At 47.0% G+C, this 20,549-nt stretch carries 18 protein-coding genes and 1 tRNA gene; 3 read left to right on the top strand and 16 right to left on the bottom strand.

Annotation, left to right across the window (positions count from 1 at the left end):
• Window positions 1–31: 31 nt before the first annotated feature.
• The gene (locus E2I14_RS01075; protein ID WP_133324572.1) at window positions 32–496 is read right to left on the bottom strand and encodes a hypothetical protein; all 465 of its coding nucleotides are present in this window, start codon (window positions 494–496) and stop codon (window positions 32–34) included.
• Between the two features lie 360 nt (window positions 497–856).
• Here E2I14_RS01075 and E2I14_RS01070 point away from each other — a divergent pair, with 360 nt between their 5' ends.
• Together E2I14_RS01070 and E2I14_RS01065 are read left to right on the top strand one after the other, a co-directional pair.
• Window positions 857–2,893, top strand: a complete 2,037-nt coding sequence (locus E2I14_RS01070; protein WP_227544547.1) for a CocE/NonD family hydrolase — start codon at window positions 857–859, stop codon at window positions 2,891–2,893.
• A gap of 248 nt (window positions 2,894–3,141) precedes the next feature.
• Window positions 3,142–4,527, top strand: coding sequence for an amino acid permease (locus E2I14_RS01065; protein ID WP_133324570.1), 1,386 nt, complete (start codon window positions 3,142–3,144; stop codon window positions 4,525–4,527).
• 72 nt (window positions 4,528–4,599) lie between these two features.
• Here the strand turns inward: E2I14_RS01065 and E2I14_RS01060 are convergent, their stop codons facing one another.
• The 3 genes from E2I14_RS01060 to aceB all read right to left on the bottom strand — a co-directional run bounded on the left by E2I14_RS01060 (window position 4,600) and on the right by aceB (window position 7,862).
• A complete protein-coding gene (locus E2I14_RS01060; RefSeq protein WP_133324568.1) occupies window positions 4,600–5,193 on the bottom strand; it encodes a DUF1415 domain-containing protein in 594 nt (197 codons plus the stop codon).
• A gap of 141 nt (window positions 5,194–5,334) precedes the next feature.
• Entirely contained in the window at window positions 5,335–6,021 is a 687-nt protein-coding gene (aqpZ, locus tag E2I14_RS01055; RefSeq protein ID WP_133324566.1) for an aquaporin Z, read from the bottom strand.
• Window positions 6,022–6,275: 254 nt separating this feature from the next.
• Complete coding sequence (gene aceB, locus E2I14_RS01050) at window positions 6,276–7,862, bottom strand: malate synthase A (RefSeq protein ID WP_133324564.1); 1,587 nt, start codon at window positions 7,860–7,862, stop codon at window positions 6,276–6,278.
• 224 nt (window positions 7,863–8,086) lie between these two features.
• On the opposite strand from aceB, the gene E2I14_RS01045 reads away from it, so the two are divergent.
• Window positions 8,087–8,995, top strand: coding sequence for a LysR family transcriptional regulator (locus E2I14_RS01045; protein WP_133324562.1), 909 nt, complete (start codon window positions 8,087–8,089; stop codon window positions 8,993–8,995).
• A 152-nt stretch (window positions 8,996–9,147) separates the two neighbouring features.
• Here the strand turns inward: E2I14_RS01045 and E2I14_RS01040 are convergent, their stop codons facing one another.
• The 12 genes from E2I14_RS01040 to E2I14_RS00985 all read right to left on the bottom strand — a co-directional run bounded on the left by E2I14_RS01040 (window position 9,148) and on the right by E2I14_RS00985 (window position 20,522).
• Entirely contained in the window at window positions 9,148–9,351 is a 204-nt protein-coding gene (locus tag E2I14_RS01040; protein ID WP_105532692.1) for a cold-shock protein, read from the bottom strand.
• A gap of 197 nt (window positions 9,352–9,548) precedes the next feature.
• Window positions 9,549–9,938 (bottom strand): MerR family transcriptional regulator, encoded by a 390-nt coding sequence (locus E2I14_RS01035; protein ID WP_133324560.1) that lies wholly within the window; start codon window positions 9,936–9,938, stop codon window positions 9,549–9,551.
• 20 nt (window positions 9,939–9,958) lie between these two features.
• Entirely contained in the window at window positions 9,959–10,315 is a 357-nt protein-coding gene (locus E2I14_RS01030; protein ID WP_454877242.1) for an integration host factor subunit alpha, read from the bottom strand.
• 159 nt (window positions 10,316–10,474) lie between these two features.
• Window positions 10,475–12,901 carry a phenylalanine--tRNA ligase subunit beta gene (gene pheT, locus E2I14_RS01025; RefSeq protein ID WP_133324558.1) on the bottom strand — a complete coding sequence of 809 codons (2,427 nt, stop codon included), beginning with the start codon at window positions 12,899–12,901 and terminating at the stop codon, window positions 10,475–10,477.
• Between the two features lie 23 nt (window positions 12,902–12,924).
• Window positions 12,925–13,953, bottom strand: a complete 1,029-nt coding sequence (pheS, locus tag E2I14_RS01020; protein ID WP_133324556.1) for a phenylalanine--tRNA ligase subunit alpha — start codon at window positions 13,951–13,953, stop codon at window positions 12,925–12,927.
• A 162-nt stretch (window positions 13,954–14,115) separates the two neighbouring features.
• Entirely contained in the window at window positions 14,116–14,475 is a 360-nt protein-coding gene (gene rplT / locus E2I14_RS01015) for a 50S ribosomal protein L20 (RefSeq protein ID WP_133324554.1), read from the bottom strand.
• A gap of 27 nt (window positions 14,476–14,502) precedes the next feature.
• Window positions 14,503–14,700 carry a 50S ribosomal protein L35 gene (gene rpmI, locus E2I14_RS01010; RefSeq protein WP_133324552.1) on the bottom strand — a complete coding sequence of 66 codons (198 nt, stop codon included), beginning with the start codon at window positions 14,698–14,700 and terminating at the stop codon, window positions 14,503–14,505.
• Between the two features lie 167 nt (window positions 14,701–14,867).
• Window positions 14,868–15,392, bottom strand: coding sequence for a translation initiation factor IF-3 (gene infC, locus E2I14_RS01005; RefSeq protein WP_133324550.1), 525 nt, complete (start codon window positions 15,390–15,392; stop codon window positions 14,868–14,870).
• 56 nt (window positions 15,393–15,448) lie between these two features.
• Window positions 15,449–17,356: a threonine--tRNA ligase gene (gene thrS, locus E2I14_RS01000; RefSeq protein ID WP_133324548.1), complete on the bottom strand. Its 1,908-nt coding sequence runs from the start codon at window positions 17,354–17,356 to the stop codon at window positions 15,449–15,451.
• A 259-nt stretch (window positions 17,357–17,615) separates the two neighbouring features.
• Window positions 17,616–17,692, bottom strand: a tRNA-Val gene (locus E2I14_RS00995).
• A 208-nt stretch (window positions 17,693–17,900) separates the two neighbouring features.
• A complete protein-coding gene (locus E2I14_RS00990) occupies window positions 17,901–20,150 on the bottom strand; it encodes a RelA/SpoT family protein (protein WP_133324546.1) in 2,250 nt (749 codons plus the stop codon).
• Window positions 20,151–20,156: 6 nt separating this feature from the next.
• Window positions 20,157–20,522, bottom strand: a complete 366-nt coding sequence (locus E2I14_RS00985) for a RidA family protein (protein ID WP_133324544.1) — start codon at window positions 20,520–20,522, stop codon at window positions 20,157–20,159.
• Between the last annotated feature and the right edge of the window lie 27 nt (window positions 20,523–20,549).

The raw sequence follows: 20,549 nt of genomic DNA, 5'->3' as shown, positions 1-20,549 counted from the left end.
CCATTCATGTGGCAGCAAACGATGTCACCGATTAGTGCATCTCTTTCAACCATTCAGCGTGTGCAGATTCGGCTGCGTGAATCGCACGGTCGATGTGCTCCAATGCGCGATGACGTAATTCACGTGCATTTGGATTGTCCTCTTCCTTATCGATATCAGCGTGCGCTTTTTTCAGAGTCTCGATCGCTTTCAATAAGCGGCTGCCGTGCTCTTTCACGTCAACTTGTGGGTGATCGTGCAAATCTTTGCCGTCATCGATAGACGCTTTTTTGATTTCGCTGATTGCAGCATCGATGGCATTAATCGCGACATCTTCACCGGCGTACACCTTGGCGTCACCGGCTTGGTGCTCCAAGAACCAGCGTGCGGTGCGCAAGTCCGTCAAGGAATGCAAATAGCCTGGATGTTTGCCTGGTAAATCGTAAGCCATTGAAGTCAGCGGAACACAGCCTACAACTAATGCAACGGCTGCGATGTATTTTGCTATTTTGTTCATAACACTTCCCTTTATTAAGTAATTCAATAAGTAGTAAAGATTGAAAAATGAATGCATGAGTTGGTTTGACAATGTTCATGCATGGCCACTTAACGGGCCACTGTTTGAATGGTTGACATCCACAAAGCTGGCAGAATTATGCCCGAACCAGTTTAATCGTAAAATGTTTCGCGCCATCAATTACAACTTCACATAACTTAAACAGTGCGAAACAATTTGACACATTTCCCTACATTTCATTCACAGCAATTCCTCAGTCCCGCCACGGCAAACGGGGCGTCAATTCGAATCACACCAAGAACTTAGCCAAACTACGTTTTTTTCTGGCAATATGTGAATCTTTCTTATCGGAAATGAAAAATGATGACTTTAACCATAAGCCTAAAAAAGCGACTTACCCAGAGCTTGGCCGTTCTCATCCTATTAAGCATAGCGCAGTTTTATGCTCAGGCGCATGCCGCCGAAAATAATAAACACGCCGCCACCGTTGCCACCAGCGCTGAGGATGAAGATGACGATGCCGCATCGCCCAATTACGTTGTCCGAGAGCATTACACCAAATACGAATTCAACATACCGATGCGCGATGGAGTTCATCTGTTCACAGTCGTGTATCTCCCTAAAGACTCCTCCAAATCCTATCCCTTCTTATTCCAACGCACGCCCTATAGCGCAGGGGTAAATTCGCAAGGCGAGCTGCATTACGGAGTAAGTTACTTCCCAAAATCAATTGGCCCTTCCGTCGAGTTTGAAAAAAGCGGCTACATCTTCGTCAAGCAAGATGTGCGCGGACGGTATATGTCCGAAGGCAAGTGGCAAGAAATGACGCCGCACGTTAATCCTAAGCGAGAAAAAGGCGAAGGTAACGAGAGCGAAGACATGTATGACTCGGTCGAATGGTTGCTAAAACACGTACCCAACAACAATGGCAAAGTCGGGATTTTAGGCATTTCGTATCCGGGCTTTTATACCTCCGCCAGCATTATTAATTCGCATCCGGCAATTAAAGCCGCCTCGCCACAAGCACCAGTGACTGACTTATTCATGAACGACGATTCATATCATGGCGGCGCGTTTATGTTGGCGGCGAACTTTGATTTTTATTCCGCCTTCACCGAGCAAAAAAATCCAACTCCACTGCCAAAACACTGGAGCGGATTTGATTACGGTACCAGCGACGGCTACGAATTCTTTTTAGCGCATCAAAACTTGCCTAATATTCTTAGTACGCTCACACCGAATCAACGCGAGTTGTTGCAGCCAACGATTGAACATTCCACTTACGACCAATTCTGGCAAACGCGCAACATCGCGCCGCATTTAAAGAATATCCACGCAGCCGTGTTGACGGTGGGCGGCTGGTACGACGCGGAAGATTTGCAAGGCCCACTCACCACCTACAAATCGATCAAACGCAATAACACCGGCATTTATAACGGCTTGGTAATGGGCCCGTGGGTACATGGCGGCTGGGCGCGTAACGATGGTGCTAGTTTGGGTAACGTGAGTTTTGATAGCAAGACTGGCGACTATTTCCGTAAAAAAATTCAATTCCCATTTTTCGAACAGAACTTAAAAGGCGTGCCAAATAAATCCACTCCGGAAGTATTTGCCTTCGAGACAGGTACCAACGTTTGGCGCAATTATTCGGCCTGGCCACCGCAAGAAGCACAAAGCAAGACGCTGTATTTTGGCGCTCATGGCGAATTGACTTGGCAAGCTCCACAAGGGACCAAAGATACCTCGTATGACGAATACGTGAGCGACCCTAAAAAACCAGTTCCGTATATTAGTTATGTCGCCACCGGCGTGCCGCAGGAATACATGGTCTCAGACCAACGCTTTGCGTCCAGCCGTCCCGATGTACTCACTTATCGCACTGAGCCGTTAGAACAGGATGTCACCTTGGCTGGTCCAGTTTCACCAAAATTATTTGTATCCACTACTGGCACCGATAGCGATTGGGTGGTGAAACTAATCGACGTTTATCCATCCGAATATCCTAACGCTGACGCCAAGGAACGCGGTAAAGATGTGCCGCCCCCTGCCTTCAATTTAGCCGGTTTCCAACAATTGGTGCGCGGCGATCCACTGCGCGGCAAATTCCGTCATAGCTTCGAAACACCAGAACCATTTACGCCCGGCAAAGTGGAGACCATTAGCTACAACATGGCCGACGTGCATCACACTTTCCGACGCGGACATCGCATCATGGTGCAAATCCAAAGTTCGTGGTTCCCGTTGATTGATTTGAATCCTCAAACCTTCGTCGATATTCCGCACGCCAAACCGGAAGATTTCCAAAAGGCGACACAGCGGGTATTCCATACATCCGAATTGCCGTCCGGCGTCGTGTTGCAAGTATTGCCCGACAACAGCAACAGTAAGAGCAAATAAGCAATAAATGGACTGTCGAACGTGAACCAAATAGACAGTCCAAACTCTGCTCGTGAGGTCAAGAAAATTAGGCAATATCAGCGCTTGACCGCACTAAATTCGTTAACAAAGTTAAAGCATCAAAATGGCGTTGTAAATCAGAGTACGTGCCAACGTTAAAGAACTATTAGCTGCAAAAGTTACTGGTAGAAATACCCAAATCAGTTACAATCCGTCTCGTTTTTTCATAAAAATTATAGGAAATAGACATGAGCAATCTTGGAAACACGTCCGCTGGGGATGGGGAATTAAAGCGCGATCTAAGTGAGCGTCATATTCGTATGATGGCCTTGGGCGCTTGTATTGGCGTTGGTTTATTTTTAGGTTCCGCGAAGGCAATCGAGATGGCCGGTCCTGCCATTATGTTGTCGTACTTAATCGGTGGTATCGCCATTTTGAGCATCATGCGCGCTTTGGGCGAAATGGCAGTGCATACTCCTGTCGCTGGCTCGTTCAGTAAATATGCGCAGGATTATTTAGGTCCTATGGCAGGTTACATCACTGGCTGGAATTACTGGTTCTTGTGGATCGTATCGTGTGTGGCAGAAATCACGGCCGTCGCGATTTACATGGGCTTCTGGTTCCCCGACATGCCGCGCTGGATTTGGGCGTTGGCTGCGTTGTTGTCGATGGGTAGTGTCAATTTGATCGCTGTTAAAGCGTTCGGCGAATTTGAATTTTGGTTCGCGCTCATCAAAGTCGTCACTATTATCGCCATGATTTTCGGTGGTATTGGCATTATCGCTTTTGGCGTTGGTAACAATGGCGTGGCATTAGGTATTTCTAACTTGTGGACTAACGGCGGCTTTATGCCACACGGTGTTCAAGGTGTGTTGATGTCGCTGCAAATGGTGATTTTTGCCTACCTTGGCGTGGAAATGATCGGTTTAACGGCTGGTGAAGCACGCAACCCAGAAAAAACAATTCCACAAGCAACTAACTCAGTGTTCTGGCGTATTTTGTTGTTCTACGTCGGCGCGTTGTTCGTGATCTTGTCGATCTATCCTTGGAACCAAATCGGTACACAAGGCAGCCCATTCGTGATGACGTTTGAGCGTTTAGGTATCAAAACAGCGGCTGGTATTATTAACTTTGTCGTGATCACTGCTGCCCTGTCTTCCTGCAATGGCGGTATTTTCAGCACTGGTCGGATGTTGTTTAGCTTGGCCCAAAACGGTCATGCACCGAAGAGTTTTACCAGTATTTCCCGCAGCGGCGTGCCACACATCGCGTTGATTTCAACCATCATCATTTTGATGATTGGCGTGTTCTTGAACTACGTGATGCCAGAAAAAGTGTTCGCCATCGTAACTTCGATTGCAACGTTTTCCGGTATTTTGACTTGGATCATGATTTTGTTAGCGCAACTTAAATTCCGTCGTAGCTTGTCCGCTGACGAAAACGCGAAATTGAAATACCGCATGTGGTTGTGGCCTTTCAGTTCTTACTTCACGCTGTCCTTCCTAGCTTTTGTGGTTGGCTTGCTAGCATGGTTTGAAGAAACGCGCGTTGCACTGTATGTTGGTTTTACTTTCTTGTTTATCTTGGTCGCGATTTACAAGATATTCAAATTAGGTCCTGAACACCAAAAGTAATCGTATCTAACGAATAAAAAAAGCGTGTGTAAATCAAATTACACACGCTTTTTTTACGCCTATGCGCTTAGATTATTCAGCGCTTGGCTCAACAAACAATTTCTTCCAGCCATCCAATCCGAGCTTATTCAATGTATCCATATTTTTTTGGAAAATGTCGTCCGTATCAGGATAAGAATCCACTGCCCGATCGATGCTTTCTTCGCGCAAAATATGCAGGGTCGGAAACGGTGAACGATTGGTGTAATTCTCGATATCATCGGGCTTGCTACCGGCAAATTGGTAGTCTGGGTGAAAACTGGCAATTTGCAAAACACCGTCCGCATCGAGCTCTTCCAATAATTCATCGGCCACATCCAAAAAATCATTGAAATCCAAGAAGTCATTTAACACATGTGGATGAATCAGCAAGGTGGTTTCAATTAAGGCCGGATCCGCCTCCAGCAACAATTGAATTTCATCCGACAAAATAGTGTGCAGTTCACGGACTGACGTCGCCTCGGTCACGGTGTAGCGAATTTGCTTTTTGACTTGCACTGCTTTGGCAAATGGACACAGGTTTAAGCCAATCACCGCTTTTTCCACCCAAGTTTGAGTCTGCGCTAAAACAGCCGCACGGTCGTTGCCGGATTCAGCATGCGAGGCGTTATTGTCGTTGGTTGTCATGATTACTCAGCCCAAAAAATAAAGATCGCCAAGTCTACACTACTGCGCCAGGCTCCACCGAACTGGAAGCCGTTAAATAAAAACAGGCTCAATTTGGAGCCTGCTCTGTACCCAACTTTAAAGAAACTTTACGAACGCCGCTTACTCTTCGCTACCAATAAATTTATACACCACCGCGCCCAACAACGCGCCGATGATCGGAGCAACCCAGAACAGCCACAACTGCGATACCGCCCAATCACCCACGTACAAAGCCACCGCGGTACTGCGCGCAGGATTAACCGACGTGTTCGTCACCGGAATACTGATTAAGTGAATCAAAGTTAGGCACAAACCAATCGGCAACGGCGCAAATCCAGCTGGAGCGCGCTTATCGGTCGCGCCCAAAATGACCACCAAAAACATCATCGTCATCACAACTTCGCAGATGAAGGCCGATTGCAATGAAAACTTACCGGGAGAATGTTCACCGTAACCGTTAGAAGCAAACCCGCCCGTCAAATCAAAACCTGCTTTGCCGCTGGCAATCAAATACAACACCCCGCCCGCAGCAATGCCGCCCAAAACTTGCGCCACGATATACGGCAACAATTTAGATGCTGGAAAGCGCCCACCCGCCCACAGTCCAATCGAAACAGCAGGATTTAAATGGCAACCCGAGATATGCCCAATCGCATAAGCCATCGTCAGCACCGTCAAACCAAAAGCCAGTGAAACACCGACAAATCCAATTCCTAAGCCCGGAAAAGCCGCCGCCAATACCGCGCTCCCGCAGCCGCCTAACACTAGCCAAAACGTGCCAAAAAATTCTGCTCCATATTGCTTCATGATGTATGCCTTTCGATTGAATCGGGGTATGTTGATCTGCCTTGAATTGGGCTTTTACGTTATTGCCGAGCAATTTTGCCGCCAGACAATCGTGCCTAAGATACATTATTTTGTTAAATAAAGTTCCATTTTCACAAAAATTTAACGTAATTTAATAATCGAATTAACAGTAATCTCAAGCAATCGAGTTCAAGCAGACGAAAAAAAACGCGCCAAGTAACTGGCGCGTCTTATAACAACCCACTACAAGCGAATCAAATTTCTTCGTATAACGGTAATGTCAAAAATTCTGCAAAGCTATCGGAAGTCGACATCTCTTCAAAAATTTGCGCTGCACGATCATACGTTGCGCCCTCGCCCACCAACGCTTTTACCTTGGCTAACTCCTCAGGAATCATCGCACGAACCATTGCATCGGTCACTTTACGACCATCTTCCAACACGCCTTTGGTCGAGCGAATCCACTGCCAGACTTGAGAACGGCTAATTTCCGCCGTCGCCGCATCTTCCATCAAATTGTGAATAGGAACGCAACCGTTACCGGCCAACCAAGCGCCTAAATAATGAATACCGACGTTAATGTTGTAACGCAAACCGGCTTCAGTGATCGGTGTTTCTGGTTGGAAGTTGAGCAAATCAGCTGCAACAACATTGACGTCAGGGCGTTGCTTGTCGATTTGATTTGGCTTGTCGCCCAACACTTTTTTGAATTCAGTCATCGCCAAATCAACCAAGCCCGGATGCGCAACCCAACCACCGTCGTAGCCGTCGGTCGCGTCACGCGCTTTGTCGGTGCGCACGCCACCCATGGCAACATCATTTTTCTCAGGATCATTCTTGATAGGAATTAGCGCTGCCATACCGCCAATCGCTGGGGCATTGCGTTTGTGGCAGGTTTTGAGCAGCAGCAAAGCGTAAGCGCGCATAAACGGCGCAGTCATGGTGACTTTGGCGCGATCGGCTAAGCAAAAATCTTTGTCGTTTTTAAACTTCTTAATGCACGAGAAAATGTAATCCCAACGACCTGCGTTTAAGCCGGAGCTATGTTCGCGCAATTCATAGAGGATTTCGTCCATCTCAAACGCCGCCACTATCGTCTCGATCAGCACGGTTGCCTTGATCGTGCCTTGTGGCAAACCAAGTTCATTTTGTGTCATGACAAAAATATCGTTCCACAGACGCGCCTCTAAATGCGATTCCATTTTTGGCAAATAAAAATACGGGCCAGCACCGCGCGCCAATTGCTCTTTGGCGTTATGGAACATGAACAAGGCGAAATCAAAAATACCGCCAGAGATACGCTTGCCATCCACCAACACATGCTTTTCATCCAAATGCCAACCGCGTGGACGCACCACCAGGGTCGCGGTCGTGTCGTTTAATTTGTACGATTTACCGTTTTGTTCCAAGCTAATTGTCTTGCGCACGGCGTCGCGCATATTGATTTGGCCGGTCAATTGGTTATCCCAATTTGGCGTATTGGAATCTTCAAAATCGGTCATATAGCTATCGGCGCCAGAGTTCAAGGCGTTGATCACCATTTTGCGTTCGACTGGGCCAGTAATTTCTACTCGGCGGCATTCCAACGCTTTTGGAATCGGGGCGATCTTCCAGTCACCATTGCGAATATGCGCCGTTTCAGGCAAGAAATCAGGGCGTTCACCAGCATCCATTCGCGCTGCGCGCACGACGCGAGCGGCTAATAATTCTTGGCGACGTGGCTCAAAAGCACGCGTCAATTTAGCGATCAAGGCCAATGCATCTGGCGTGAGAATGTCGGCAAAACCTGGCTTGATTTCGCCGGTAATTTCCATTCCTGCGGGAAGTTGAAGTTGCGTCATAGTAGGTGCTCCAAAGTTATTATGAAAAATATAAACGTAATGCGAATGCGTGATTTGATTTAGCTTAATTTAGTGCGTTTATGGCGGGGAATTCCCATTAGTATTAGTAAAGTATATTCGATACCAAATAGGTTAAATAACTAATTTTATAAAATCATCTTTGCATAAAAGTGATGAATCAGCGATGATAGTGTTTGTCGTTGCTGCCTTAGGAATGGAATCAAATGGACCAATTTAAACAAATCTCAACCTTCTCCGAAGTCGTCGCCAAAGGTAGCTTATCCGCCGCAGCCCGCGCCGAAGGTGTCGCCCCTTCAATGATAGGCCGCCGGATCGATGCACTGGAACAACGTTTGGGGGTAAAGCTATTACAGCGTAGCACACGAAAAATTGCACTCACCAACGAAGGCCTAGCATTCTTAGAAGATTGCCAGCGCATCTTAGCCGAACTGGAAGAAGCCGAAGCCGCTGTTTCTGAGCGCAACACAAGCGCGATTGGCCAACTCACTATATCTGCCCCCGCAGGGTTCGGTCGCCAGCATGTCGCACCGCTAATCCCATCCTTCTTAGCCGAACATCAGCAAGTTCATGTTACGTTAAATCTCAATGACCGATTCGTGGATTTAATTGGCGACAACGTGGACATTGCCATTCGCATCGCCGCATTAAATGATTCGAATTTAATCGGGGTAAAACTCGCCGACAACAAACGCGTCGTCGTCGCTGCGCCAACTTATTTAAAACGTTATGGGACACCAAAAACATTAGCCGATTTATCTGAACACAACTGCCTAGCCTTTAATAATGATGGCAGCCAACGCGGCTGGACGTTTCGTCAAAATGGCAAAAATATTACGATCAAAGTATCCGGCAATATGGTTTGCAACGATGGGGAAGTGTTGCACGATTGGGCCTTGGCTGGAAAAGGCTTAGCTTGGCGCTCGATGTGGGAAGTCGGCGCCGAATTGGCCACGGGAAAGTTGGTGTCTGTGTTAGATGAATTTACAGCACCAGATCACGACATTTACGCGGTGTTCGCCCAAAAACGACATTTGCCTTTGCGCATCCGGCTGTTTGTTGATTTTTTGCGGCATGCGTATAGCGCGCCAAATTACTGGAATCAAGAAAGCTAATCGTTGCGCCATCTCAATTGCATTGACGGACAGCAAAGCCGTCTTGCTTACGCAAAGCGAATTTGAGTCAAGTTCAAAAAGTTTTAGGCAAAAAAAATCCCCGCCGAAGCAGGGATTTTCCACAAATTTTAATACCAGATAAAAGCCTAAGCTTAGATACCTTGGATATTTGAAGCTTGTTTGCCTTTAGGGCCAGTAGTTACTTCGAAAGAAACGCGTTGGTTTTCTTTCAGAGTTTTAAAACCAGCTGACTGGATAGCTGAGAAGTGAGCAAACAAATCTTCGCCGCCTTCGTCTGGAGTAATGAAACCAAAACCTTTAGAATCATTGAACCATTTAACAATACCTGTTGCCATTACAATTTCCTATTTCAGTTAAGTGGGCATATGCCCGTTAGATCGTTTCAACCAAGTAAGAAATGACAGACTGATACTGCACTACTACCTAGAATTTCAACGATAAACAATTATACTGCATAAACTAAAAACGCCACGATATTTATGAGAATAAATTTAATTTCCCACAAAAAATATTAAAAGGCCATTTTTCACTGCTATAAACGCAACAGTTGCACAATATCAAGCAACTCGGTTCTCAATTCTTCGACTTCTTCACCCGATAATTTTAATTCTGGCGTTTGCTTAGGCGCTTTCATTTCCATTCCAAGATTGCCGCCTAGTTGGTTACGCGCGCCGTTAATTGTAAAACCCTGCTCATACAATAACTCGCGGATACGGCGAATCAGTAAAACTTCATGGTGCTGATAATAACGACGATTTCCGCGACGCTTGACGGGCTTTAATTGGGAAAATTCTTGTTCCCAGTAACGTAAAACATGCGCTTTCACGCCACATAAATCACTGACTTCGCCTATGGTGAAATAACGCTTAGCCGGTATGGCTGGCAATACAAACGATTCGTCTTTCTGCAAAGCTTCAATCATCTCAGCCATCCAATTAAGATTTAAACAGAATCATGTGAAATTAATTGATCGGACATTTGATCAACCATGTTTTTCATTTTTTGACTTGCGTGGAAGGTCACAACGCGGCGCGCGGAGATAGGAATTTCTTCGCCGGTTTTTGGATTTCTGCCTGGACGTTGCGGTTTATCACGCAGTTGAAAATTACCAAAGCCGGATAATTTCACGGCTTCACCGCGCTCCAACGCATTGCGGATTTCATCGAAAAAAGTTTCCACCATATCTTTGGCTTCACGCTTGTTCAAGCCGACCTGCTCAAACAGTAACTCCGCCAGCTCTGCTTTGGTGAGTGTGGACAATTGTTTTGCGGCCAGCATCCGAGCACGCGCTTCTTGCATGGCGCGGCTCAAATTCGCATCTAATTCGGATTGTGGTTCGGTAGAAATTTCGTCGCTCATCATTGCACTATGTTGTCCCACATCTAGCTCGTCTAAATTATGCACAATTGCATTCATATTGTTATCGTGAGTTCGTTGCTGAGAATACTATCCATCAAATTAGGAACGTAATTTGGCATCACATTGAGTTTGTGCTGCCGCCAATAACGCTGCAATCGCGGCTTCAACAACCTCGTCCTGCAAAGTAGACTGAGTATCTTGTAAGGTGCAACGGAATGCAAGGCTTTTTTCATTCGTTTGCAATCCTTTTCCACGATATTCATCAAATAAAACAATAGCTTGCACATGCTGGCAGGCTGGATTAGTGCGGCATTCTTGGTTGAATACGTCGAGCACGTTTTGAACGCTTACGCTCTGATTGACCAGCAATGCTAAGTCGCGCGTAACCGCTTGGAACTTAGGAATTTCTTGAAATACTGGAACATCGACCGCTTGCAACGCTGCCGCATCCAATTCAAATACCACTGGCGCTAACGGCAAATCGTATTTTTGCTGCAAAGCAGGATGGAGTTCGCCTAAAAAGCCGACAACGTTGCCTTCGCACTCAATCTTAGCCGAGCGCCCTGGATGCAGAGCCGGATGTTCAACTTTACTAAACCGTAAAACTTTTGGTGCGAACAGCAGTTCGATGTCGGCTTTAACATCAAAGAAATCAACTTGGCGAGTGGCTTGCCCCCATTGCTCGTCGGCTTGAGGACCATATGCTAATCCTGCACATTTTTTCGGTTCGTTGTAACCAGCAACAGTTAAGCCGCCGTCTTGGATGGATTCGTCGCGCAAGTAAATCGACGCGATTTCAAAAATCCGAACACGACTTATCTTTCGGTTCAAGTTGTAGCGCGCATTGGCAACCAAACTGGCGATCAAATTACTGCGCATGACGCTCATGTGACTAGCGATTGGATTTTGTACTTTAATCGGATTGGAATTATTCGCAAAATCGATTTCCCAAGCGGCTTCAACGAAGCTGTAGTTCAACACTTCTTGGTAATCCAAATCGGCCATCTGACGGCGTACTTTAAATAATGAACGGGTATTTTCCGGCAAGATTCGCATCGCTGACGCAGCGACTGGAGGCAATGCGGGTATGTTTTCAAAGCCATACACGCGCGCGACTTCTTCGATCAAATCTTCTTCGATCTCAATATCAAAACGGTAGGTCGGTGGCTTAACCAAGAAACCATCGGCTTCTTGCGTGAACTCCAAACCTAGGCGATTAAAAATATCCGCAATTTGTGCATCCGTTAGCGGTACGCCAATGACTTTAACCGCACGCGCCGTGCGCAACTTTACGGCTGGACGAGTAGGTAAATTAATGATCTGATCATCAACCGGGCCAACTTGGCCGCCACAAATCGTGACGATTAAATCGGTAATCCGTTCTAGGTGCGCCAAGGTCGTACCAAAGTCAACACCGCGCTCGAAACGATGCGCCGCATCGGTGGAGAAATTAAAGCGGCGCGCACGCCCTTGAATGGCACTCGGCCACCAGAACGCGGCTTCTAAATAAATGTTTTGCGTATCTAAACTTACTGAGGTCGCGTCACCGCCCATAATACCGGCCAACGATTCCAAAATCGGCGGCTCGTCCGTGGTAGCGATTACGCCAATCCAAGGATCAACATTGACGGTATTGCCGTTCAATAATTTGATTGTCTCGCCCTCTTTACCCCAACGCACTTCAATACCGCCGCTGAGTTTATCTAAATCAAAAACATGACTAGGCTGCCCCAATTCGAGCATCACATAATTCGAAATATCCACTAAGGCCGAAATCGGACGCTGACCGGCGCGCTCCAGACGCTGCTTCATCCAATCTGGTGTGGGAGCTTTTGCATTTACGCCACGAATTACGCGACCAGCAAAGCGTCCGCAAAGATCGGGGGCGCTAACTTTAACCGGCAACACGTCGGATAAGGTGACAGGCACTTGCTTTGCGCTTGGCACGTGCAATGCAGCGCCAGTCAGCGCGGCAACTTCACGCGCGACACCTAATACGGACAAGCAATCCGCTTTATTCGGGGTTAATTTAATCGTGAATTTAATATCATCCAAATCCAAATAGTCACGGATTGATGTACCGATAGGCGCGTCGCTAGGTAAATCCATCAAGCCCGCATGATCTTCGGATAATTTTAATTCGCGCGCCGAGCACAACATGCCCTGTGATTGCACTCCACGTAGTTCGCCGACTTTAATTTCAAATGGTTTACCATCAACGCCCGGAGGCAAGATCGCTCCGGCTTTAGCGCAAGCCACTTTCATACCAGCGCGCACGTTCGGCGCACCACAGACAATGGTTAATAATTGACCAGTTCCCGCATCGACCTGGCAGACGTTTAAACGATCCGCGTTTGGGTGCTTCTCCAACGACACGACAGAAGCAACAACCACGTTAGTAAACGGAGGTGCAACCGTCTCGGTCTCTTCGACTTCTAAACCGGACATCGTTAATAAATGAGCTAATGCATCCGAACCCATGTCAGGGTTCACCATGGTGCGCAACCAGTTTTCAGAAAATTGCATGATTAAATTCTTCTTTGCTGTAATTAGTTAAATTGTTTTAAAAAGCGTAAATCGCCTTCATAAAACAAGCGCAAATCATTGATTCCGTAACGCAGCATGGTTAAGCGTTCCAAACCAGAACCGAATGCAAAGCCTATATGTTTGTCAGGGTCCAAGCCCATATTGCGTACAACACTTGGGTGCACTTGACCGGAACCGGACACTTCCAACCAACGGCCTTTTAGTGGACCACTGCCGAAGGCAATATCGATCTCCGCGGAAGGCTCAGTAAATGGGAAATAAGAAGGACGGAAACGCACTTGCAAATCGTCCGTTTCAAAAAACGCTTTGACGAAATTCAGGTACACACCTTTTAAATCAGCAAAGCTAATATCTTCGGCAATCCACAAACCTTCAACTTGGTGAAACATTGGCGAATGGGTTGCGTCGCTATCCACACGATAAGTGCGACCCGGTGCGATAACTTTGATCGGCGCCGAATTCATTTTGGCGTAACGCACTTGCATCGGACTCGTGTGAGTGCGCAACAAAAGTGGCTTGCCTGACGTATCGTTACCTTCAATGTAGAAGGTATCTTGCATCGAGCGCGCAGGATGATTTTCGGGGCTATTTAAGGCGGTAAAATTGGTCCAATCGGTTTCGATTTCTGGGCCATCGGCCACATCAAATCCGATCGAGCGGAAAATTTCTTCTACTCGTTCCCATGTGCGCATGACGGGGTGGATACCGCCTTTACTACGGCCACGGCCAGGTAACGTGATATCAATTGCTTCGGCGTTTAAACGCGCTTGCATTTGGGCGTTCGCGAGTTGGTCGCGGCGCGCTCCTAATAAATCCTCAATCTGGACTTTGATCGCATTAATGATAGCGCCCTGCGCTTTGCGCTCATCTGGCGACAATTTACCCAAGCCTTTCATCAGCTCAGTGATTTGTCCGGTTTTACCAAGAAACTTTGCCTTGGCATTTTCTAATGCGGCTGCATCTTGGGCGGCGGCGAAGTCTGCGCCAGCTTGTGTTGCAAGGGTCGTAGCGAGTTGCTCTAATGAGTTCATGCGAATTGTTCCTGTTCTTGCGCAAAACAGTGGTTCAGTCAAAAACTGAGTGAATTGAAAATCAAACCAACAAACTAAACTAACAAAATAAAACAGGGCAAAGTATGACCTTTGCCCTGCTTCTTTTACGATGCTTGGTTAAGCCAACATCGTGTACAACTATTACGCAGCCAAGGTAGCTTTAACTTGATTAACAATCGCAGCAAATGCTGGCTTGTCCATCACAGCCATATCAGCCAAGACCTTACGATCCAAACCGATAGAAGCTTTTTTGAGGCCATTCATGAACACGCTGTATGTCATACCGTGTGAACGTGACGCGGCATTGATACGAGTGATCCACAAAGCGCGGAATACGCGTTTTTTGTTACGACGATCGCGGTAAGCATATTGACCAGCGCGCATAACAGCTTGCTTAGCAATACGATAAACCTTACTACGACGACCACGGTAACCCTTGGCTAAATCGAGAACTTTCTTATGACGGGCACGAGCTGTAACCCCACGTTTTACTCTAGGCATGATAACTCCTTAATATTGAGTATGAGGTTAAGCGGTAGGCATCATACGCATGACTGATACTACGTCAGCAGCATGAACGTTCGTGATACCGCGCAATTGGCGTTTGTTCTTGGTAGTCTTTTTTGTCAAGATGTGGCGTTTGAAAGCGTGGCCACACTTAACTGTTCCACCTGGGCGAACGCGAAAGCGTTTCTTGGCAGAGCTTTTGGTCTTCATTTTTGGCATAACATTACTGTCGGTTAAGGACAGTTCCAATTTTAACGTGATTGTAGGTGGTAGCACTCGCTACACTTGGATGCCCACTCTCACTTATTTAAAGCAGTGAAATCGAGTTCACTGCTATTTAACTGAACACATTGCTGTGTCCAATAAATTCTTTGTATTGCTTAAACTTACTTTTTCTTCTTCGGCGCCAACACCATGACCATTTGGCGACCTTCCATCTTGGGAAACTGTTCTACTTGTCCGTACGGTTCAAGATCAGCTTTGAGGCGCTCTAGCATACGCATACCGATGTCTTGGTGAGCCATTTCACGACCGCGGAAACGCAAGGTAATCTTAGTCTTGTCGCCATCATCGAGAAATTTAATCAGATTACGTAATTTAATTCCGTAATCACCATCATCCGTACCAGGTCTAAATTTCACTTCTTTGACCAACACAACTTTTTGCTTCAGCTTGGCTTCGTGCGCCTTCTTTTGCTCTTGGTACTTAAACTTACCGTAATCCATCAAACGGCATACAGGCGGCGTTGCATTTGGCGCAATTTCAACCAAATCGACGTTCGCTTCTTCGGACAATCGAATTGCCTCAGCAAGTTTAACAATGCCAAGTGGCTCATTTTCGACGCCCGAAAGACGCACTTCTAGTGCAGTAATTTCGCCGTTGATGCGATGTGTTGACTTATCAGTAGCTATTGCAGTTTCCTTTTAAAATCCAATAAATTAGCCGCGCTCAATCGCTGTTAGGTCAATTAAGCTTTGGTAGAAATCTCGTGATTGAGTCGCTCTACTAGAGCAGATAAGGGCATTACACCCAAATCGAGATTGCCTCGCGTACGCACGGCCACTGTGTTTCCGTCGCGCTCTTTATCGCCGATAACGATGATGTAAGGCACTTTTTGAACGGAATGCTCGCGTATTTTATAGGTTATTTTCTCATTACGCAAATCGAGGTTTACTCTAAACCCTTGTTTCTTTAGGCTTTCGGCAACATTTTGCGCATATTCGGACTGCGATTCCGAAATATTCACTACTGCGATTTGCACTGGTGACAACCATAATGGGAAGGTTCCAGCGAAATTTTCAATCAAAATCCCAATAAAACGTTCCATTGAGCCAACAATGGCGCGGTGCAACATGATCGGGATTTTACGCGAATTGTCTTCGGCCACATATTCAGCACCCAAGCGAACAGGCATCGATGGATCGATCTGGACAGTACCAACCTGCCAAGAACGGCCCAAGCTATCTTTTAAGTGGTATTCAATCTTTGGACCATAAAACGCGCCCTCACCCGGCAATTCTTCCCAAGTTAAGCCGCATGCGCGTAATGCCGAGCGCAATGCTTCCTCGGCCCTATCCCACGCTTCCTCTGTACCAATACGATTTTCTGGACGAGTGGCAATTTTGATATCGATATTATGGAAACCGAAATCCGAATAGACCTTCATCGCCTGTGGATGGAACGCCATCACTTCTTGCGCGATTTGCTCTTCGGTACAGAAAATATGGCCGTCGTCTTGGGTAAAACCACGTACCCGCATGATGCCGTGCAAAGCGCCGGAAGTTTCATTGCGGTGGCACTGACCAAATTCACCGAAACGCAATGGCAATTCGCGATAGCTGCGCAAACCTGTATTGAAAATTTGAATATGGCCTGGGCAATTCATCGGCTTCAACGCGTAATTGCGGTTTTCCGATTCGGTCGCAAACATGGCGTCGCGGTAGTTTTCCCAGTGGCCAGTTCTTTCCCACAAAGTACGATCCAAGATTTGCGGAGTCTTGACCTCTTGATAACCGCAATCTTTGTACACTTGGCGCATGTATTGCTCGACTTGCTGCCAAATCGTCCAGCCTTTCGCGTGCCAAAATACCAAACCGGGCGCTTCTTCTTGCATGTGGAACAAATCCAAGGCCTTGCCCAATTTGCGATGATCGCGCTTTTCAGCTTCTTCGAGCATGAACAAATATGCTTCCTGATCTTCTTTTTTAGTCCACGCTGTGCCGTACACGCGCTGCAACATTTCGTTATTGGAGTCGCCACGCCAGTACGCGCCAGCCAACTTCATTAATTTAAATACTTTTAATTTGCCAGTCGATGGCACGTGCGGACCGCGACACAAGTCGGTGAAGCTACCTTCTGTGTACAACGATACGTCTTGATCGGCCGGAATCGAGGCAATAATTTCAGCCTTATAAGCTTCGCCGATCGATTTGAAGTAAGCCACCGCTTCATCGCGCGGCAAAACTTGGCGCGTTACTGGCTCATCTTTTTTAGCCAATTCCTGCATCTTCTTTTCAATCAGCACTAAATCGTCTGGAGTAAAGGGACGCTTGTAGGAGAAGTCGTAGTAAAAACCGTTGTCAATGACCGGGCCAATGGTAACTTGCGCATCCGGATAGAGTTGCTTTACCGCATAAGCCAATAAGTGAGCCGTGGAATGACGAATGACTTCTAGCCCTTCTGGGTCTTTTTCAGTAACAATCGCCAAATCGGAATCAACACCGATTAGGTACGACGTATCCACCAATTGACCATTCACTTTGCCGGCTAACGCAGCTTTAGCAAGGCCCGCGCCAATGCTAGCGGCGACTTGGGCGACTGTAACAGGAGCATCAAATTGACGCTGCGAACCATCTGGAAGGCGGACTGAAATCATTATTTTCTCCAAAACCATGAGTGTGTGGATGAAACTGGAAATTCAAATTTAACTAAATCGGGATAAATCGACGGGAATACGAAAATGAGAACGAAAAAAAACGCGGACTAGCCGCGCTTTTTCAGATGATAAAAAACATGTACAAACGAAAAAGATCCTCGACTAGAGTCGCGTACCAAGCAAGGTGGTAGTTCGCGGTGTCATAACCAAGGTGCCTTTCTCGCTCTTAAAAAGAGATGTAACGTTTATCAAAAATTGGTGGTGGGCGGTGAGGAATTCGAATCCCCGACCCCTTGGATGTCGACCAAGTATTCTAACCAGCTGAACTAACCGCCCCGAAGAGCCGAGACTATAGCAAAGTTCATCTTGAGCGTAAAGCATTTTTCTATAATTTCAGGCTAATTAATTACTTTTTATGCTGAACGACTAAGGCAATCGGCACCAATCGCCGCCAAGATTTCATGGAAAGTGATCACGAGTTAATCTGAGAAATTAACATTTATCTAAGCACAAAGTCGTTGCAAATCTCAATGATGGATGTGCGTTATTGACGCCGAACGTCTCGTACACCACTCACCTCGCGCAACACCGTCAGCGCTTTTTGCAATTGCGCGGTCGAACCAATCTCAGCGGTAAACGACATGCGCGCTTGGCCTTTGGCGCTTTGGGTACTAACACCAATGACGTTGATTTTCTCGCGCGAGAAAATTTCAGAAATATCGCGCAATAATCCTTGGCGATCTTGCGCCAACACGTAGATATCAACCGGATAAACGGTCTCTCGTCCCTGCTCGCCCCAAGTTGTTAAGATCACCCGCTCCGGTGATTTTTTACGCATCTCGGCAAAATTTTTGCAATTGGCGCGATGAATCGAAACGCCTTTGCCGCGCGTGACAAACCCAACAATCACATCGGGCGGCGCCGGTTTGCAGCATTTAGCTAATAGCGTGAGCAAACCTTCCGTACCAACCACGAGCACGCCCGACTTCGCGCCCTGGACTACACTGGATGCACGGCTTTTATTGATTAACACTTCGTCCGAGACTGGCGGCACTACCTCATCATGCAAGGCGTGTTCGACTTGGCGCAAACTAAATTCTTCTTTGCCGACCGACAAAAACAATTCATCGACTTTATCAAAGCCGCATTTACGTGCCAGCTCATCTAAATTGAAGGCGGTTTTACCTTCGCGCTGCAATGTTTTTTCTACATGTGCGCGCCCTTTATTGAGCGTCTCTTGCTGGTCTAAGGCATTAAACCAAGCCCGAATTTTTGAGCGCGTACGTGTACCGGCCGCGTATTCTGGGCTAAGCCAATCACGCGATGGTCCCGTGTCGGCTCCGGCCTTAGCGGTAATAATTTCGACCGTTTGACCGTTTTTCAGTGGAGTATTCAGTGGCACCATCACGCCATCGACACGCGCCCCACGACAGCTATGGCCGACCGAGGTGTGCAGGTGATAGGCAAAATCGATGGGAGTTGCATTATTGGGTAACTCGATGACGCGAGCTTGCGGCGTAAGGACATAAATCCGATCATCCAAGGTGGTGGATTTCAGTTTTTCTACCCATTCACGCTGCACATCATCGTCAGCGACAACCGCCTCAGTAATATCTGTTTTCCAGGCCAATAACTGGCGCAACCAAGCGATTTTTTCATCGTACTCTTGGCCTGCGAAATTGGAATTACCTTCTTCCTTGTAACGCCAATGCGCTGCCACACCGTATTCGGCAAAGTGATGCATTTCTTTGGTGCGGACTTGGACTTCAAAGCCGCGATTATCATCGGCAATCACTACGGTGTGCAAAGATTGGTAGCCGTTTGGTTTGGGGCGCGCAATGTAATCGTCGAATTCTTCGGTGACTGGTGTCCAAATATTGTGAACAATTCCAAGAACGGTATAACAAGCTTTAATGTCGTCAACAATAATTCGGAAGGCGCGCACGTCATTGAGCTCATCGAAATCAATCGACTTGCCGCGCATTTTGTTCCAGATGCTGTAGATGTGTTTTGGCCGTCCGTACACTTCGGCTTTAATGCCGACGGCATTCATTTCGTGTTGGAGCCGCTCGATAGATTTCGCGATAAATTCTTCGCGCTCGGCACGTTTTTCCTCCAACATTTTGGCAATTTTGATATAAGAATCTGGCTCAAGAAATCGGAACGATAAATCTTCGAGTTCCCACTTCATTTGCCAAACGCCGAGCCGATTTGCTAGCGGCGCGTACAAATCAAATGTCTCGCGCGCATATTGGCGGCTGGTTTCATCGAAGCGCTTTTGCTCGGCGAAATAGCGCAGCGTCGTTAGCCGTGACGCTAACCGAACTAAGACAACGCGCATATCTGACGCCATCGCCAACAACATTTTGCGCAGCGTTTCTAATTGGGTTGATGCCTGTTGGGCAGCGTTCTTATTACGCACCGCTTCTGGCTGCGCTGCTTGTTGCATCAGATGCAGTGCACTTAGTCGCATGAGGCCGCGCACACCGCCAACCAGATCGAGGATTTCTTTGCCAAAGCGCGGCTCAATACTTTTTGCCACCACCGGATCAAGCTGGGGCAATTCGAACAACAAGCTCGCAATTCGCGTATCGGCATCGCTGCGCAAGGCGCCTAAAGTCGCCGCCACGCCACGCACAAATTGCAGCGCATTTTGACCGGTGATTAATTCCTGTCCATCGTAATGCGGCGCGACAAATTCGAGCGCAGACAATACCCGTTGCGCGTCCTCTTGTGAAAGACCTGCAACCAAATTATCTAGATTTTCACTATTAGCGGCGGCGATTGATACCATGTGGCGTTAGGACGCTTTCAGCGCAGCGGTAATAACAATTTCAACTAACCATTTCGGATTGGCCAATGGTGCCTGTATTGTGGCACGTGGCGGTGTGTGGCCGGCGGAAACCCAGCGTTCCCAAACCTGATTCATTGCGGGGAAATTGGCCAAATCAGAAATAAATATTTGGCACATTAAAATGTGCGATTTATCGGTTCCAGCTTGCGCTAGCAAACTGTCAATTTGATCCAATACATTCTGCGTTTGACCGGTGATATCTAAATTTTCGTCACTTGTAACTTGACCTGCTAAATACACAGTACCGTTGTATACGGCCATTTCTGATATCCGAGGTCCAACATGAAAGCGCTTTATTTCGTGATTCTGCATTACATTCCTTAATTAAAATTAAACAAA

This window comes from Sapientia aquatica, assembly GCF_004358105.1.
GTDB classification, from domain to species: domain Bacteria; phylum Pseudomonadota; class Gammaproteobacteria; order Burkholderiales; family Burkholderiaceae_D; genus Solimicrobium; species Solimicrobium aquaticum.
This window is presented reverse-complemented; position numbering and strand designations above follow the sequence as displayed.

Excerpts from the sequence above, each read along its gene's own strand:
- rplT (WP_133324554.1), bottom strand. The coding sequence starts at position 14,475 with ATGCCTAGAGTAAAACGTGGGGTTACAGCTCGTGCCCGTCATAAGAAA.
- aceB (WP_133324564.1), bottom strand. The coding sequence starts at position 7,862 with ATGACGCAACTTCAACTTCCCGCAGGAATGGAAATTACCGGCGAAATC.
- E2I14_RS01040 (WP_105532692.1), bottom strand. The coding sequence starts at position 9,351 with ATGGCAACAGGTATTGTTAAATGGTTCAATGATTCTAAAGGTTTTGGT.
- E2I14_RS00985 (WP_133324544.1), bottom strand. The coding sequence starts at position 20,522 with ATGCAGAATCACGAAATAAAGCGCTTTCATGTTGGACCTCGGATATCA.
- E2I14_RS01045 (WP_133324562.1), top strand. The coding sequence starts at position 8,087 with ATGGACCAATTTAAACAAATCTCAACCTTCTCCGAAGTCGTCGCCAAA.
- E2I14_RS01060 (WP_133324568.1), bottom strand. The coding sequence starts at position 5,193 with ATGACAACCAACGACAATAACGCCTCGCATGCTGAATCCGGCAACGAC.
- pheS (WP_133324556.1), bottom strand. The coding sequence starts at position 13,953 with ATGAACTCATTAGAGCAACTCGCTACGACCCTTGCAACACAAGCTGGC.
- E2I14_RS01075 (WP_133324572.1), bottom strand. The coding sequence starts at position 496 with ATGAACAAAATAGCAAAATACATCGCAGCCGTTGCATTAGTTGTAGGC.
- E2I14_RS01065 (WP_133324570.1), top strand. The coding sequence starts at position 3,142 with ATGAGCAATCTTGGAAACACGTCCGCTGGGGATGGGGAATTAAAGCGC.
- E2I14_RS01070 (WP_227544547.1), top strand. The coding sequence starts at position 857 with ATGATGACTTTAACCATAAGCCTAAAAAAGCGACTTACCCAGAGCTTG.
- pheT (WP_133324558.1), bottom strand. The coding sequence starts at position 12,901 with ATGCAATTTTCTGAAAACTGGTTGCGCACCATGGTGAACCCTGACATG.
- E2I14_RS01035 (WP_133324560.1), bottom strand. The coding sequence starts at position 9,938 with ATGATTGAAGCTTTGCAGAAAGACGAATCGTTTGTATTGCCAGCCATA.
- E2I14_RS00990 (WP_133324546.1), bottom strand. The coding sequence starts at position 20,150 with ATGGTATCAATCGCCGCCGCTAATAGTGAAAATCTAGATAATTTGGTT.
- E2I14_RS01030 (WP_454877242.1), bottom strand. The coding sequence starts at position 10,315 with ATGCAAGAAGCGCGTGCTCGGATGCTGGCCGCAAAACAATTGTCCACA.
- aqpZ (WP_133324566.1), bottom strand. The coding sequence starts at position 6,021 with ATGAAGCAATATGGAGCAGAATTTTTTGGCACGTTTTGGCTAGTGTTA.
- thrS (WP_133324548.1), bottom strand. The coding sequence starts at position 17,356 with ATGATTTCAGTCCGCCTTCCAGATGGTTCGCAGCGTCAATTTGATGCT.
- rpmI (WP_133324552.1), bottom strand. The coding sequence starts at position 14,700 with ATGCCAAAAATGAAGACCAAAAGCTCTGCCAAGAAACGCTTTCGCGTT.